The sequence below is a fragment of the Actinomadura sp. CNU-125 genome (genome assembly GCF_001942465.1).
In the GTDB taxonomy this organism is placed as follows: Bacteria; Actinomycetota; Actinomycetes; order Streptosporangiales; family Streptosporangiaceae; genus Spirillospora.
The window spans coordinates 1-13,950 of sequence record NZ_MKJY01000132.1; the positions used below are offsets into that span (position 1 = coordinate 1).

At 75.0% G+C, this 13,950-nt stretch carries 15 protein-coding genes and 4 pseudogenes; 9 read left to right on the forward strand and 10 right to left on the reverse strand.

The window, feature by feature from the left end; all coding sequences use genetic code 11:
- Positions 1-615: TetR/AcrR family transcriptional regulator (locus BJF79_RS17125; RefSeq protein WP_158079201.1), on the reverse strand; the 615-nt coding region annotated here is incomplete at its 3' end.
- A gap of 99 nt (positions 616-714) precedes the next feature.
- Here BJF79_RS17125 and BJF79_RS60360 point away from each other — a divergent pair.
- From BJF79_RS60360 to BJF79_RS17140, 4 genes are read left to right on the forward strand one after another with little or no spacing between them, the layout of a single operon-like run.
- Complete coding sequence (locus tag BJF79_RS60360; RefSeq protein ID WP_262402156.1) at positions 715-1,197, forward strand: ATP-binding cassette domain-containing protein; 483 nt, start codon at positions 715-717, stop codon at positions 1,195-1,197.
- Entirely contained in the window at positions 1,113-1,715 is a 603-nt protein-coding gene (locus BJF79_RS60365) for a hypothetical protein (RefSeq protein WP_410050098.1), read from the forward strand. Before BJF79_RS60360 ends, BJF79_RS60365 begins: the two co-directional genes overlap by 85 nt.
- Positions 1,708-2,496 carry an ABC transporter permease gene (locus BJF79_RS17135; RefSeq protein ID WP_083733521.1) on the forward strand — a complete coding sequence of 263 codons (789 nt, stop codon included), beginning with the start codon at positions 1,708-1,710 and terminating at the stop codon, positions 2,494-2,496. Before BJF79_RS60365 ends, BJF79_RS17135 begins: the two co-directional genes overlap by 8 nt.
- 27 nt (positions 2,497-2,523) lie before the next feature.
- Complete coding sequence (locus tag BJF79_RS17140; RefSeq protein ID WP_075898688.1) at positions 2,524-3,318, forward strand: SDR family oxidoreductase; 795 nt, start codon at positions 2,524-2,526, stop codon at positions 3,316-3,318.
- An 11-nt stretch (positions 3,319-3,329) separates the two neighbouring features.
- Here BJF79_RS17140 and BJF79_RS65645 read toward each other — a convergent pair whose 3' ends face one another.
- The 4 genes and pseudogenes from BJF79_RS65645 to BJF79_RS60370 all read right to left on the reverse strand — a co-directional run bounded on the left by BJF79_RS65645 (position 3,330) and on the right by BJF79_RS60370 (position 5,146).
- Positions 3,330-3,695 (reverse strand): hypothetical protein, encoded by a 366-nt coding sequence (locus BJF79_RS65645; protein ID WP_316043371.1) that lies wholly within the window; start codon positions 3,693-3,695, stop codon positions 3,330-3,332.
- A 64-nt stretch (positions 3,696-3,759) separates the two neighbouring features.
- Positions 3,760-4,131: pseudogene (locus BJF79_RS65650) on the reverse strand (class I SAM-dependent methyltransferase); the annotation flags it as partial.
- Positions 4,132-4,275: 144 nt separating this feature from the next.
- Positions 4,276-4,476, reverse strand: coding sequence for a hypothetical protein (locus BJF79_RS17150; protein WP_075898690.1), 201 nt, complete (start codon positions 4,474-4,476; stop codon positions 4,276-4,278).
- A gap of 163 nt (positions 4,477-4,639) precedes the next feature.
- Entirely contained in the window at positions 4,640-5,146 is a 507-nt protein-coding gene (locus BJF79_RS60370) for a hypothetical protein (protein ID WP_262402158.1), read from the reverse strand.
- Here BJF79_RS60370 and BJF79_RS60375 point away from each other — a divergent pair.
- Positions 5,136-6,062, forward strand: a complete 927-nt coding sequence (locus BJF79_RS60375) for a hypothetical protein (RefSeq protein ID WP_262402159.1) — start codon at positions 5,136-5,138, stop codon at positions 6,060-6,062. The genes BJF79_RS60370 and BJF79_RS60375 overlap by 11 nt on opposite strands.
- A gap of 569 nt (positions 6,063-6,631) precedes the next feature.
- Here BJF79_RS60375 and BJF79_RS53390 read toward each other — a convergent pair.
- Both BJF79_RS53390 and BJF79_RS57265 read right to left on the reverse strand, forming a co-directional pair.
- Positions 6,632-7,303 (reverse strand): annotated as a pseudogene (locus BJF79_RS53390) (ABC transporter ATP-binding protein); the annotation flags it as partial.
- A complete protein-coding gene (locus tag BJF79_RS57265; RefSeq protein WP_187357011.1) occupies positions 7,300-7,461 on the reverse strand; it encodes a hypothetical protein in 162 nt (53 codons plus the stop codon). The pseudogene BJF79_RS53390 and the gene BJF79_RS57265, both read right to left, overlap by 4 nt.
- A gap of 173 nt (positions 7,462-7,634) precedes the next feature.
- Here BJF79_RS57265 and BJF79_RS17165 point away from each other — a divergent pair, with 173 nt between their 5' ends.
- The 4 genes from BJF79_RS17165 (at position 7,635) to BJF79_RS17180 (ending at position 10,619) form a co-directional block, all read left to right on the forward strand.
- Positions 7,635-8,786: a sensor histidine kinase gene (locus BJF79_RS17165; RefSeq protein WP_262402160.1), complete on the forward strand. Its 1,152-nt coding sequence runs from the start codon at positions 7,635-7,637 to the stop codon at positions 8,784-8,786.
- A 13-nt stretch (positions 8,787-8,799) separates the two neighbouring features.
- Positions 8,800-9,450, forward strand: coding sequence for a response regulator (locus BJF79_RS17170; RefSeq protein WP_075898694.1), 651 nt, complete (start codon positions 8,800-8,802; stop codon positions 9,448-9,450).
- Positions 9,451-9,514: 64 nt separating this feature from the next.
- Complete coding sequence (locus BJF79_RS17175; RefSeq protein ID WP_262402161.1) at positions 9,515-9,838, forward strand: hypothetical protein; 324 nt, start codon at positions 9,515-9,517, stop codon at positions 9,836-9,838.
- 88 nt (positions 9,839-9,926) lie between these two features.
- The gene (locus tag BJF79_RS17180) at positions 9,927-10,619 is read left to right on the forward strand and encodes a DUF4328 domain-containing protein (RefSeq protein WP_075898698.1); all 693 of its coding nucleotides are present in this window, start codon (positions 9,927-9,929) and stop codon (positions 10,617-10,619) included.
- Positions 10,620-10,791: 172 nt separating this feature from the next.
- Here the strand turns inward: BJF79_RS17180 and BJF79_RS66975 are convergent, their stop codons facing one another.
- The 3 genes and pseudogenes from BJF79_RS66975 to BJF79_RS60395 all read right to left on the reverse strand — a co-directional run.
- The gene (locus tag BJF79_RS66975) at positions 10,792-11,355 is read right to left on the reverse strand and encodes an OB-fold nucleic acid binding domain-containing protein (protein ID WP_410050099.1); all 564 of its coding nucleotides are present in this window, start codon (positions 11,353-11,355) and stop codon (positions 10,792-10,794) included.
- 41 nt (positions 11,356-11,396) lie between these two features.
- Positions 11,397-13,302, reverse strand: a pseudogene (locus tag BJF79_RS66980) (hypothetical protein).
- Positions 13,299-13,950 (reverse strand): annotated as a pseudogene (locus tag BJF79_RS60395) (DNA polymerase III subunit alpha); the annotation flags it as partial. The pseudogenes BJF79_RS60395 and BJF79_RS66980, both read right to left, overlap by 4 nt.

The following is a 13,950-nucleotide window of genomic DNA, read 5'->3' on the forward strand; positions in this document are numbered from 1 at the left end:
GCCGCCCGGCGCGTCCGCCGGCTCGTGGCGGCGCCGGGCGCGCGCGGGGTCGGCGAGGCGGCGCAGCCCGACGCGCAGCGTCCGCTGGTCGATGGCGACGAGCCCGGACAGCGCCATCAGCGCCACGCCCTGGTCGAGCGCCGCGAGCAGCGCGCCCACCTCGGCGGAGGCGAGCGGCTCGCCGTCCGCGCGCGCGCCGTCGACGATCCGGGTGTAGAGGTCCAGGAGCCGCCGGACGCGCCCGGCCAGCGCTTCGCTGAGCCGTTCGTCGCGGGCCGCGACCGCGATGAACTCCAGCGTGGCGAGCGCCATGCCGCGGATCAGTTCGGCGACCTCGGGGTCGGCCTCGGGGACGACCGGGTCGAAGGGGTCCCAGACGCGCCCCGAGACCTCGCGGAGGTTGGCGTCCATCACCGCGAGGAAGAGGTCCGCCTTGCCGTCGAAGTTGGAGTAGACGGCGCCCCTGGTGTAGCCGGCGATGCGCGCGATCTCGCCGAGGCCGGCCCCGTGGTAGCCGTCCCGGGAGAAGACGTCCCGGGCCGCGTCGACGAGCGCGGCGCGCGTCTGTTCCTGGCGTTCGCCGCGCGTGGGCAGCCCGGTCGAGTGTTCGTCCACGGCCCTCATCGTACCGGCCGAATACTGGTCGCACTCAGATACACCTTGTTTCTGAACACATGTAGTATCCAAAAACAGGATGTATCTGAGGAGGTGCGCATGACCGCGGTGCTGGAGATCGACGGGCTCACGCGCAGGTTCGGGACGGTCGTCGCCAACGACGACGTGTCGCTGCGCGTGCGGCCCGGCGAGGTGGTGGGCCTGCTGGGCCACAACGGCGCGGGCAAGACCACGCTCGTCTCGCAGGTGGTCGGGCTGCTGCGTCCCGACGCGGGGCGCATCACGGTGGGCGGCGTCGACGCGGTGGCGCGGCCGGCCGCGGCCCGCCGCATGGCGGCCCTGCAACCGCAGGCCCACGTACCGATCGACGGCCTCACCCTGACGGCCGCGATCACGGTGGCCGCCCGCCTGCGCGGCCTGGACGCCGGGCGGGCCGGCGCGGCGCCCGGCGGCTGGTGGCCGAACTCGGCCTCGGGGCGTGGGCGGACCGGCGCGCGCTGCCCGAAGGGCGCGGCCTGTCCGGCGGGGTACGGCGCCTCGCCGGATTCGCGATGGCCGTCGTCGGCGGCGCGCCGCTGGTGATCCTCGACGAGCCGAGCAACGACGTCGACGCCGTGCGCCGCCGCGCGCTGTGGGCGACGGTGCGCCGGGTCGCCGATCAGGGATCCGGCGTCCTGCTGGTGACCCACAACGTCGTGGAGGCGGAACGGGTGGTCGACGAGCTGGTGGTGCTCGACGCCGGACGCGTGGTGACCGCCGGAACACCGGCCAGGCTGCGCGGCGACGACGGGCTGCGCCTGGAACTGCATCTCGTGCCGGACGGACCCGACCCGTCCGACCCGGGCCCCGCGACGGCGGGCGGACCGTCGACGGAGACGCCCGTGCCCGTCCCGGTGCGGCGCCGTGTCCGTTCCGGGCGCCGCGTCCTGCTCACCATCCCTCCCGACGCCGCGGCGGCCGCCGTCTCCTGGGCGGCGGCCCACCGGGAACGGGGGAATCTCGACGGGTACGCGCTCTCCCCGGCCACCCTTGAGGACGCCTACCTCGCCGCGACGTCGGCCCCGGGCCGCGAGACCGAGGGGGTGACCGGCGATGCCTGACGCCTCGGCGCTCGCGCCGTCCACGCCTCCGGCCCCCGCGGGCATCGGCCCGTGGGGCGCCTACCGCACGCTGCTCTCGTGGCAGCTCGCGCAGATCGGCGGCCTGCTGCCGCTCCTCGTGGTGGTGCAGGCGCTGCTGGCGGCCGGCATCGTCATCGGCTTCGGCCTGCTCGTCCCCGGCGTCGACGCCGCGACGGCCGTGTTCCTGACGACGGGCGCGCCGACCGTGCTGCTGCTGACCATCGGCCTCGCCATCGTGCCGCAGGGCGTGGCACGGACGCGGCTCGACGGCACCTTCACCTATATGCGCGCGCTGCCGGTGCCGCGCCCGCTGCTCTTCCTCGCCGACCTGACGGTGTGGGTCGCGATCTGCGTGCCGTCGGTGGGCGTCGCCGTCCTCGTCGGATGGCTCCGCTACGACCTGAGGCTGTCGTTCGACTGGCCGCTGCTGGTCTGCGCCGCGCTCCTCGTGGCCGTCACCGCCACGGCCGTCGGCTACGCGATCGCCGTGCTGCTCAAGCCCATGCTGGCCCAGCTCGTCAGCCAGGTGCTGGTGTTCTTCGTCCTGCTCTTCTCCCCGGTCACCTTCCCCGCGGACCGGTTGCCCGGCTGGTACCGCACCCTGCACGACGTCCTGCCCGTCCGTCCGGGGGCGGACCTGCTGCGGGCCGGGCTGGCGTCCGACCTCTACGAGGCCGCCGCCCGCGACCTCCTCGTGCTGCTCTGCTGGTGCGCCGCGGGCGTGGCGATCAGCCTCCGCGCCCTGGTCCGGCGCGACTGAGCGGCCGCTCTCTGGCACGCTGGCCGCATGGTGGTCAACGGTCCCCTGTACGGACGGACGGCGATCGTGACGGGCGTCGGACGGCGCGCGGGGATCGGGTTCGCGATCGCCCGCGAGCTGCTCGCGGCGGGCGCGAGCGTCCTGGTCCAGTCGTGGACGCCGCACGACGCGGAGCAGCCGTGGGGCGCCGACCCCGGCGGCGCCGAGGGCGTCCTGGACGCCCTCGGCGGCACCGGCCCGCGCCTCGCGCACCTGGCCGCCGACTTCGCCGAGCCGGACGCGCCCGGACGGGTCGTCCGGCACGCCGTCGAGACGTTCGGCGCGGTCGACATCGTCGTGGCGAACCACGCCCGCAGCGCCCTCGGCACCCTCGACGAGGTCTCCGCCGAGGACCTCGACCTGTGCTGGGCGGTCAACGCGCGGGCGAGCGTGCTGCTCGCGCAGGCGTTCGCCGCCGCGCACGATGACGCGCGTCCGGGCGGGCGGATCGTGCTGTTCACGTCCGGCCAGCACCTCGCCCCGATGTCGCGGGAGATCCCCTACGCGGTCAGCAAGGGCGCGATCCAGCAGATGACGCTCACGCTCGCGGACGCACTCGCCGACCGGCACATCACCGTCAACGCGGTCAATCCGGGACCGGTCGACACCGGCTGGGCCGACGCCGAACTGACCGCCTCGGTCGGCCGTGCGCTGCCGTTCGGCCGCTGGGGCGAGCCGGACGACGTGGCGCGGCTCGTCCGCTGGCTGGTGTCGGACGACGGGCGCTGGATGACCGGGCAGGTGCTGAACTCCGAGGGCGGTTTCCGCCGCTGGACGATGTAGGACCGGGCGCGTCAGGCGCGGCAGACGATCTCGCCGTGCAGGACGGCGAACCAGCCGTCCTCGGCCGCCGCCCACGCCCGCCAGCCCGCGTGGATCCGCGCCAGCTCGTCGCGGGTGGCGTGGCCGCCGGCCACGGCGGTGTCGGCGACGGCCGAACGGGCGAGGCGCCCGCCCCACGACTCGGCCCACCAGGCGCGCTCGTCCGGCGTGGCGAAGCACCAGGACGACGTGGACGCCCGCACGTCGTCGAACCCGGCCGCGCGGGCCCAACCGGCCAGCCGCCGTCCGGCGTCGGGTTCGCCGCCGTTGCCCCGCGCCACCGCGTAGTAGACGGGCAGCCACGCGTCCATGCCCGGCGGGTCCGGGTGCCAGACCATGCCGCCGAAGTCGGCTCCCGCACGCGACGACGCCGCCCGGACGCGCGACGCGGCGCATCTCGCGCAGCGCGCCGACCGGGTCGGCGATGTGCTGCAGCACCTGGTGGGCGTGGACGACGTCGAACGTGTCGTCGGGGAACCGCAGGTCGTGGACGTCTCCGACGGCGAACTCGACGTTGCGCGTTCCGCCGGGGACCGCCCGCCGCGCCTGCTCGACGACGGTCTCGGCGGAGTCGACGCCGACGACGCGGCCGGGCGCGACGCGTTCGGCCAGCCCCGCGGTGATCGAGCCGGGCCCGCAGCCGACGTCCAGCACCGACGCGCCGGGACGCAGGTGCTCGATGAGGTACGCGGCCGAGTTCTCGACCGTCCGCCACCGGTGCGCGCTCAGGACGGTCTCGTGATGTCCGTGGGTGTAGGTCGCTTCGCCCGCCATGGGGATCACCTCTCCTTCGAGATGCCCGCAGCCTACGACGGCTTCTCGAATGATGAGAAATGAGTATCAAATGATGAGACGAGCGGATAAAGAAAGAGCCGGGACGCTGTCGTCCCGGCTCTTTCTACGCTACGGTTTCCCCCGTTAGGCGGCGGCCACTGCGGCGCGCACGGGCCGACGACGCGCGTCCCGCACGGGGAGCGTCTCGACCGCGGCGAGCGCGCGAGGCGGCTCGGCGTAGGCGTTCATCGTCGCGTGGGTGAGCTCGGTCAGCCACGGCTGCACGGCGGTCCGCTCGGCGGGCCCGTCCAGCCGCGGGCGGGAGATATGGAAAGTCGCCTCCACTGCCAACACCCCTTCCTGTACGCCGACGGCTCCGCCGCCCGGCGGGGCCGTCGCCTTTGACGTACCCCCTGGTACGTCGTAACAAGCGTCACGGTTCGGCATCTGTTCCCAGGCGCCCCTGTGATCACCTGCACAAACTACGACGTGCCACTGACATTTCCGGCTAGTCCGGACGTGGTGCGGGATCGGTCGTCACGGCCCGCAGGAGCGGTCGGCTGAGGGCGCCCGCGGCGAGGATCCCGCCGAAGCCGAGCACGAGGAACGCCGCGAGCGTCACCAGGCCGCCCGTCCCCGCGCCCACCGCGAACGGGGACGCGAAGAACAGCCCGGCGAGCAGCGACCCGCCGCCCATCACCGCGAGCGGGACGAGCGTCTCCTGGCGGCGCGCACGGTCGAGCACGCCCAGCGGCGTCCCGGCGAGGCGGAGCATCGCGTACTCCCGGCGGCGGTCCAGGACGGCGGACGCCCCGGTGATGCCCGCGCTGGTGGTCCCGATGAGGAACGAGACGGCGAGGACGGTCAGCGCGCCCGTCCGCAGGTCGCCGAGCAGGTACCGGCCGCCGGTGTCGTCGTCGGCGGGGGTGGTGGCGACGTGGCCGGGGACGAGCCCGTGCAGCGCGGTGCGGGCCCGGTCGACGGCGGCGGGGCCGCCCGGCACGGTGATCGTCACGAGCCGCTCGCCGGCGCGGAAGTCGTCCGCGGGACGCGTCGTCGAGACCGTCGCGCCGGTGGGCGAGCCGCCGCTCCGCCCGCACGGCCACGGCGGCCGGTTCGCGCCCGTCCGGGAGGGCGATCCGGAGCCGGTCGGACGGCCCGGACTCCATCGCCCCCGGGTTCAGCAGCGCGAGGAACCCGGCGACGAACCCGGTGAGCGCGACGCCCGCGACCGTCCGCCACACCGAGCGCGGATCGTCGCGCAGGCGGCGGCCCGCGAGCAGCCGGGAGGGGCCGCGGGCGAGCGCGACCATGCCCGCGCCGATCATCGACACCACCCACGGCCCGGCGTAGTTGATCGTGAGGAACGCCAGCGTCATCAGCACGAGCAGGATCGCGAGGCCGACGTACCGCATCCCCGTCAGCCCGCCGCCGACGACGCCGAACACGGCGAGGACCGCGACCGGTACGAGCACCCGGACGGCGCGCAGGGCGGGCGGCGTCTCGCGGCGGGCGACGCCCAGCGGGCCGATGACGACCCGGCGCAGCCCGACGACCGCACTCGCGCCGACGAGCACCGGCACGGCGGCGAGGACCGCCGCGACGACCGGGAGGCCGGGCCACAGGTGGCCGGCGAACCAGCCGCCGCCCTGGATCGTGATGCGGGCGAGGGCCGGGACGGCCGCCGCGTACAGGACCCGCCGCAGCACGGCGCCCGCGGCGGCGGTGAGGACGGCCTCGGCGGTGGTGACCGCGACGACCTGGCCGGGGGTGGCGCCGATCAGCCGGAGGGCGGCGAGCCGCCCGTCGCGGCGCGCGACGGTGAGCCGGGCGGCGCGCGCCGAACACCAGCAGCGGCGCGATCATCAGCGCGGACGCGATCCCGGCGAGCACCCGGTAGACGCTCATCAGCGAGGACGTGCCGGTGGTGAAGCCGTCGATCCGGGTGGGGGCGGCGGTGGTCTCCAGGCCGGTCGCGTCGGCGCGCGGGGCGGTCATGACGGGCGCGGCGGCGTCCCGTCCGACGACCGCGACGAGTTCGCCGGGGTGGACGAGCGCGGCGCGGCCGAGCGTCCCGGCGGGTGCGGGGAACCGGCCGGCGAGCCGCTCGGCGGGCAGGTCCTTCAGCAGGCCGGACAGTGCGGGCGACGCCCACAGCTCGCCCGGCTTCGGGAAGCGCGACATTCCCGGCGGTACCGGGGCGTCCGCGGACAGCGCGGCGAGATCGACGACCGTGATCGGCTCGCCGTTCACGTAGTCGGTCGAGAGCGCCTGGACGGCGACCGGCGTCCCGGACGCCTTCGCCGGATGCCGCCACGCGTCGGCGGCGGAGCGCTCGGCGAACGCGTGGTTCGCGCCGAGCGCGAACAGCAGCAGTCCGGTCGAGACGGCCACGGCGGCGAGGGTGAGCGCGGAACCCAGCAGGCCGCGGGCTCCGCCGCCGCGCAGCAGCCGCCACGACAGGTCGAACGTCGTCCGCATCACGCGGCTCCCGCGACGTGCGCGCACGCGCGTCGCGGACCTCGACCGTCCGGTCGCACCAGGCCGCGACGGCCGCGTCGTGCGTGACGACCACGAGGGACGCGTCGTTGTGCCGGGTCGCGTCCGCCAGGATCCGCATGGTGTCGTGCCCGGTGGCCTGGTCGAGGGAGCCGGTGGGCTCGTCGGCGAACACGACGGCCGGACGGGGCGCGAGCGCGCGGGCGATCGCGACGCGCTGCGCCTGCCCGCCCGACAGCTCGCCGGGACGGCGGCCCTCCAGCCCGGCGAGGCCGAGCGGGCCGAACCACTCGCGGGCCGCCCGCACCGCCTCCCGGCGCGGCGTCCCGTTCAGCATCAGCGGGAGCGCGACGTTCTCGTCCGCGGGCAGTTCGGGGAGCAGCTGGCCGAACTGGAAGACGAACCCGAAGCGGGTGCGGCGCAGGACGCTGCGGCGGCGTTCGCTCAGCGCGTCGACGCGCTCCCCGAGCAGCCGCACCTCGCCGCCGTCCGGCTTCGCGATCCCGGCGAGGCAGTGCAGCAGCGTCGACTTCCCGGAACCGCTCGGGCCCATGATCGCGACGGTTTCGGCGCGGGCGACGGCGAGGTCCACGCCGTCGAGCGCGACGGCCGGGCCGAAGCGTTTCGTCAGGCCCCGTCCCAGCAGGACGGGATCGGGGTTGAATTCGGTCACCGGGCCTCCTTCGGGGCGTCGCTGCGGGCTCTGCCGGCTCCCCGCGATCGCCACGATTCGGCGATCTCGGTCACCGGCATCACGATGCCCCCGTAGACGACGAAGACGACGAACGCGGCGGTGAAGGCGATGGCGAGCGGGACGTAGACGATTTCCATGCCTTCAGCCTGCGGGAACCCGGGCGCCGGGCACATCGGGCGCAGGATCGGTTCCCGGCGGCCCCTATCGGCCGAATGACCGATCCGCCGGTCGGCTCAGGGTCGTAGCCTGCATATCCGTGAGTGACACAGGAGCCGGACTCGACCGCATCCACACGGCCGGCGGATGGGTGGTGCGCATCGCGTACGGGGGTTTCGCGGCCCTCTTCCTCCTGCTGTGCCTGCTGAGCGTGAACGGCGTGCCCGACCTGTGGATGGTGATGCTCGCCACGACCGTCAACGCGGCGGTGGTCAGCCGCGGGCCGCTGCTGCCGTGGGCGATCGCGGCGGGGTCGCTGTCGCTGTTCAGCACCCTGTTCCTCGGCACGGCCGTCGTCCTCGACACCGGCGGCAACCCGAGCCTGTTCGCCGAGATCGGCGGGCTGCTGATCGTGGTCGTCCGCACCGTGTGGCGGATGGCGCGGGACCGGGTCGTCCAGGTCACCGTGCTGCTCGGCGCCGCGCTGCTGATCATGCCGCTGCGCTGGTCGCTGATCACCGGGGTGCTGTTCACCGCCCCGCTCGGCGTGCTCCTCGCGGTCGCGATCGGCATCGGGCTGTACCTGCGGGCGGTGGACGCGCGGCGGTCCCGGTCGGTGACGGCGGCGCGCCGGGACGAGCGCCTCGAACTGGCCCGCGACCTGCACGACTTCGTCGCCCACCACGTCACCGGGATCGTCGTGCAGGCGCAGGCGGCCCGGTTCGCGGCGAGTTCGGGGGCGGTGCAGTCGCCCGACCAGCTGGACACGATGTTCGGGGGGATCGAGAAGGCCGGGACGGAGGCGCTGACGTCGATGCGCCGCATGGTGGGGCTGCTGCGGGACGCCCAGCACGTGGACGGCGCCCCCGCCGCGGGCCCGCAGGGAGACGTCCCGTCCGACCGCGGTTCGGCGACGCGTCCCGTCGGGGACCTCGACCGGCTGCGCGAGCTCGTCGACGGGTTCGCGCACCCGCCCGCCGTCCTGTCCCTGGCGCCCGACCTCGGGCCGCTCCCGCCGGAGGTCGCGACGTCCGCGCAGCGGGTCGTGCAGGAGGCGCTGACGAACATCCGCAAGCACGCCGCGGACGCGACGTACGTGCGGGTGTCGCTCGCGCGGTTCGGCGGCGGCGTCGAGGTGGCGGTGCGCAACGACGGGCGGGGCCGCGGGCGGCGGCTCCCGTCGAGCGGGTTCGGGCTGACCGGGCTGGCCGAGCGGGTGACCGCGCTCGGCGGGCGGCTGCACGCGGGCGCCCGTCCCGAGGGCGGCTGGGAGGTGGTGGCCGTGCTCCCCCTCCCCGAATCCTGAAAGAATCGGATACGTGTCCATCCGTGTACTGATCGCAGACGACCAGGAGATGGTCCGGACCGGGTTCCGGATGATCGTCGACTCCCAGCCCGACATGACCGTCGTCGGGGACGCCGCCGACGGCCGGCAGGCGGTCGAGCTGGCCCGCCGGCTCCGCCCCGACGTGTGCCTGTTCGACATCCGGATGCCCGCGATGGACGGCCTGGAGGCGACCCGGCTGCTCGCCGGGCCGGGCGTCCCCGACCCGCTCCGCATCGTGATCGTCACGACGTTCGACATGGACGAGTACGTGTACGGGGCGCTGCGCGGCGGCGCCGTCGGGTTCCTGCTCAAGGACGGCGGCCCCGCACTGCTGGTGGAGGCCATCCGGGCGGCGTCCAACGGCGAGTCGCTGGTGTCGCCGTCGATCACCGTCCGGCTGCTGGCGCAGCTCGCGCGGCCCGTGCAGGCACCGCCCGTCCAGCCGCGCGAAGCGCTCACCGAACGCGAACTGGACGTCGTCCGGCTCGTCGCGCGCGGCCGGACGAACGAGGAGATCGCCGGGGAGCTGTTCGTGTCGCTGTCCACGGTGAAGACCCACGTCGGGAGCGTCCACCGCAAGCTGGGCACCCGGAACCGCGTCGAGACGGCGGCGTGGGCGTGGGAGTCGGGCCTGGTGCGCTGATGGGCGCCGGACCGGGACGAAGGGGGCGGCGCTGGCACCGGAGTCGCTGAACGGGCTGCCCGCCATGGTCGTGGCCCTGTGGGCGCTGTGCGGCGCCGGGTGGATCGCGGTCCTGGCCGGGCTGCGGCGCGGCGTGCGCGGCCCGGCGCGCGGACCGTCCCTGTTCGCGCACACGCTCACGCCCGCCGCGGTCGTCCTGCTGTGCGCGCACGTCGGCCACGGCAACCTGTACGCGACGATCTGGCTCGCCGCGCAGTGGTGGGCGCTCATGATCGTCACCGGGCTGCGGCCCGAACGGCTCGCGGCGACCGGCGGGCCGGGGCGGCTCGGCGCCTGGCTCGCGCTCACCGCCGTCCTCGCGGCCGGGGCGACGCGGGCGGTGTTCTGAGAACGGTCCGAACCGCCGGGCCCGCGGACAAGTCGTACCTTCGTAGTATCCAACGAGGACCGAGCCCCGAACCCCCCGGAGGTCGACCATGCCGTGCGCCCTCTGCGGCGACATCATCCCGGCCGAGGTGAACCGCTGCCCGGCGTGCGGAGCGTGGGCCCGGCGGCGCGATTTCCGCGCCGTCGGCGTGGCGGTGTTCATGCTGCTCGGGTTCGACGCGTTCGTCGCGCTGGGCTCGGGCATCAGCCTGCTGCAGATGGCGCACCCGCTGCGCCGGGCGACCCACGGGACGTACGACGCCGAGGCCACCGGCCAGGCGATCGCCCCCTACACCGACGTGTTCACCGTGTACGCGCTCCTGGCCGTCGTCACCGGAATGCTCTACCTGTTCTGGTTCTGGCGGGCCTACGGGCAGTCGCCCGGCCCGCACCGCCACCACCGCGCCTGGACGGTGTTCGGCTGGTTCATGCCGATCGTGAACCTGTGGCTGCCGCCCCGCCTGGTGTACGAGGTGTGGGTCAACAGCGGCCGGTACCGCACCGCGGAACGGCAGGCCGTCGGGGTGGTCGTCGCGGGCTGGTGGATCTGCGCCCTGGCGGGCGTCCTGCTCGCGCAGGCGTTCGCCCACGGCAGCACCGACAGCCTCGCCGACGCCCGCTTCGACGTCCACCTCGGCGTCGCGGCGGCCGGCTGCCTCGCCCTGGCCGCCGCCCTCTGCATGGCGAACGTCTTCCAGATCACCCGCCTGCAGGCCGGCCGCGAAGTCCTCCCGCAGCGATAATTTCCCTAGCCAGAGCGAACCGGGACCGCTGCGATTGCGTGCGAAGCCAAGTTCGAGCGAAGCGAGAACTTGATCGCGCAGCGAGCCCTGGGCGAGTCGGAGCGATGCGGCAATCGCACGCGTTGCCCGTTGAAGGAAGGCCCCCCGGGGCCTGACGCCGAGGGCGCCGCAATCAACACGCCGGGCCGGAGCTGCCGGTGCTGGCATGCCAGAGTTTCGCGGGCGGACGGGACGCGGCCGGTGAACCCGCGTGGCCGACGTCCGAGTACGGCGACATCGCGAACCCGGTCGGCTGCACGATCCGCCGGCCGACGGGACGTCCGGACGGGCCGGGCCGCGCCATCGCCGCGCGCACGGCCTCCGGGCCGCCGCGCCGCCGCTCCTCCTCAAGGAACGCCAGGTCCCAGCAGGCCGTCGCGGTGATCGACACGGCGCGGCCGCCGGCCCGCCGGACCCGGCCGCGGACGGCCAGCAGCCACGAGCCGAACACGGTGGCGGCGCAGCGGTCCTGCACGGACTCGAAGAACGCGAGGTCGACCGGGCCGGTCGCGTCGTCGAGCGTCGCGAAGATGACCCGCTGCCCGGACCGGACGGTCGGCGTCTGCGTCGCGACCTTCACGCCCGCGACCAGGACGTCCGTGCCGGGCGGGCGGCGCGGCAGGTCCGCGGCGGGGACCGCGCGCAGGGCGGCCAGCAGCGGGCGGTAGAAGCTCAGCACGTGCCGGGACACGTCCATCCCGAGGATCTCCAGCTCGGCCTCGACGACCTCGGCGGGCGTCATCGGCGGCAGCCCGGTCGGCGAGACGTCGCCGAGCGCGGGGTCCGCCAGGGGGTCCGCGAGGGGGGCGGCGAGGACGGGTTCGAGTTCGCCGTCGTCGAAGCCGAGCGGCAACTGCCCGTCCGCGACACCGCCCCGGCGCGGCCGTCCGGTGACCCGTTCGAGCGCGCCGACCCGGCACAGCAGGTCCCGCCGCGGCGCCGTCCGAGCGGGCACCCCGTACACGCCCGACTCCGACAGGTTCGCCCCGCTCTCGGCGGGGGTGTAGAGGGCGTCGAAGGCCCCGGCCAGGACGAGGCGTTCGGCGGTCGGGCGGGACACGCGGGCGCGGCGCCAGAAGTCGGTGAGGGAGCGGTACGGGCGCCCGTCCCCGCGGGCGGCGACGATCGCCGCGACCTCGGCCTCGGCGATGCCCTTGACCTCCGACAGCGCGACCCGGATCCCGGCCGGGCCGCCCGCCGCGACCGGTTCGACGTGCCAGTCGGCGGTGGAGCGGTTGACGTCCAGCGGAAGGATCGGCACCCCGAAGTGGCGGGCGTCGTCGAGGATGACCCGCTTGGGGTACATGCCGGGATCGTGGGTGAGGACGCCCGCGTAGAACGCGGCGGTGTGGTGCCGTTTGAGCCACGCCGACTGGTACGTGGGCAGGGCGAACGACGCCGCGTGCGCCTTGCAGAAGCCGAAGGCGCCGAACGCGGTGAGCGTCCGCCACACGCGTTCGACGGCGGCCTCGCCGTAGCCGCGCGCGAGGGCCCGTTCGCGGAACCACGCGCCGATCACGGCGTGGCCCTCGGCGTCGCCGAGGGAGCGGCGCGCCGCCTCGGCCGTCGAGAGCCCGCAGCCGGTCATCACGTCCACGACGCGGAGCACCTGCTCGTGGAAGACGACGACGCCGAGGCTCTCGCGCAGCGCCGGTTCGAGGTCGGGGTGCGGGTACTCGGGTTCGCGCAGGCCGTCGCGGGAGTCGAGGAACGGGCCCACCATGTCGGAGCTCACGGGCCGGGCCGGAACAGCGAGATGTCGATGACGAGGTCGTCGAGGTCGCGCGGCTGGAGCCGTCCGATCAGCTCCCGCTGGCCGGGCGACTCGATCTGGAAGCAGCCGAGGGTACGGGACGTGCGGATCAGCTCGAACGTGGCCGGGTCGTCGCGCGGGACGGCTTCGAGGTCGGGCCGCTCGCCGGTCGTGCGGGCGATCTCGTCCACCGTGTGCGCCATCGCCGACTGCATCCGCACGCCGATGACGTCCAGTTTGAGCAGGCCCATCGCCTCGACGTCGTCCTTGTCGAACTGGCTCATCGGGAACCCGAGCGCGCTCTCCTCGACGGGCGTCCGGTCGTGCAGGGTCGGGTTGGACAGCAGCACCCCGCACGGGTGCATGGCGATGTGCCGGGGGATCCCGTCGAGCCGTTCGGCGATTCGGAACAGCACCTCCAGGCGGCCCTGCGCGAGGTTGCTCTGCCGCAGTTCCGGCAGGTCGTGCAGGGCGGCGCGGATCTGCCGGGCGCGGATGCGCGGGAACGCCTTGGCGATCGCGTCGATCTCCTGCGCCGACGGCGTTGCCGACGTCGCGGAGCGCGCTGCGCGCCCGGTAGGTCTCCATCATCGACACGCACGCGGTGCCGTCGGCGCCGTACCGGTCGAACAGCGCCCGGTACGCCTCGTGGCGGCGCGCCGACTCGACGTCCAGGTCGATGTCGGGCAGGCCCTCGCGGCTGTCGGCGAGGAACCGTTCCATCAGCAGGTCGTGCCGGAGCGGGTCGAGGTCGCCGATGCCGATCAGGTGGTTGACCAGGCTGCCCGCGCCCGAGCCGCGGATCGCGCAGCGGATGCCGCGGGAGCGGATCAGCGCGGCGGCGTCGGCGACCGTGAGGAAGTAGGCGGCCAGGCCCTTGCGGGCGATCACGGCGAGTTCGTCGGCGAGCCGCTCGTCCGACGGGCCGAGCGGTCCATGCCGCGCCGCGCCAGCCCGTCGGCGCAGCGGGCGGCGAGCCGCGCGAGCGCGTCGCCGTCCACCGCGGGCAGGTGCACGCGGTCCATGCCGAGGTCGCGGTCCGGGTCGAGGACGCACCGTTCGGACAGCCGCCGGGTCGCGGCGAGGAGTTCGCCGGGGTCGTCCCCGGGGCCGCAGCTCAGCTCCGCGACCCGCCGCATCTCCGCGATCGACTTCAGGTACGCGTGGCCGGTGTGCTCGTCGAGGTGCCTGCGGTCCAGCGGGACGAGCTTGCGCGTGACGTCCAGGACCTGCGCCACCGGGTAGTCGCCGGGGTCCAGGTACCGGACGGCGTTGCCGAGGACGGCGGGCACCCCGGCCTCGCGGGCGAGCGCGACCATCCGGGCGGCGCGGTGCCCGTCGCCCTTGTCGAAGTGGTTGACGATCTCGACGGCGACGTCGCCGACGGCCGCGCGCCACGCCGCGAGCCGCCGCGCGGCCTCGTCCGGGCGCCGCTCGGCGACGGCCCGTCCGACGTCGGAGGCGGGCCCGAGCAGGACGACGAGGCCGTCGGCCGTGCGCGCCGACCAGCTCCCGGGTGACGACGGGCCGCCGCCGCGC

Coding starts and splice junctions, on each gene's coding strand:
- BJF79_RS66975 (WP_410050099.1), bottom strand. CDS start 11,355: ATGGACGTGTCCCGGCACGTGCTGAGCTTCTACCGCCCGCTGCTGGCC.
- BJF79_RS17135 (WP_083733521.1), top strand. CDS start 1,708: ATGCCTGACGCCTCGGCGCTCGCGCCGTCCACGCCTCCGGCCCCCGCG.
- BJF79_RS17140 (WP_075898688.1), top strand. CDS start 2,524: ATGGTGGTCAACGGTCCCCTGTACGGACGGACGGCGATCGTGACGGGC.
- BJF79_RS60360 (WP_262402156.1), top strand. CDS start 715: ATGACCGCGGTGCTGGAGATCGACGGGCTCACGCGCAGGTTCGGGACG.
- BJF79_RS17175 (WP_262402161.1), top strand. CDS start 9,515: ATGGTCGTGGCCCTGTGGGCGCTGTGCGGCGCCGGGTGGATCGCGGTC.
- BJF79_RS17180 (WP_075898698.1), top strand. CDS start 9,927: ATGCCGTGCGCCCTCTGCGGCGACATCATCCCGGCCGAGGTGAACCGC.
- BJF79_RS57265 (WP_187357011.1), bottom strand. CDS start 7,461: ATGGAAATCGTCTACGTCCCGCTCGCCATCGCCTTCACCGCCGCGTTC.
- BJF79_RS65645 (WP_316043371.1), bottom strand. CDS start 3,695: ATGGTCTGGCACCCGGACCCGCCGGGCATGGACGCGTGGCTGCCCGTC.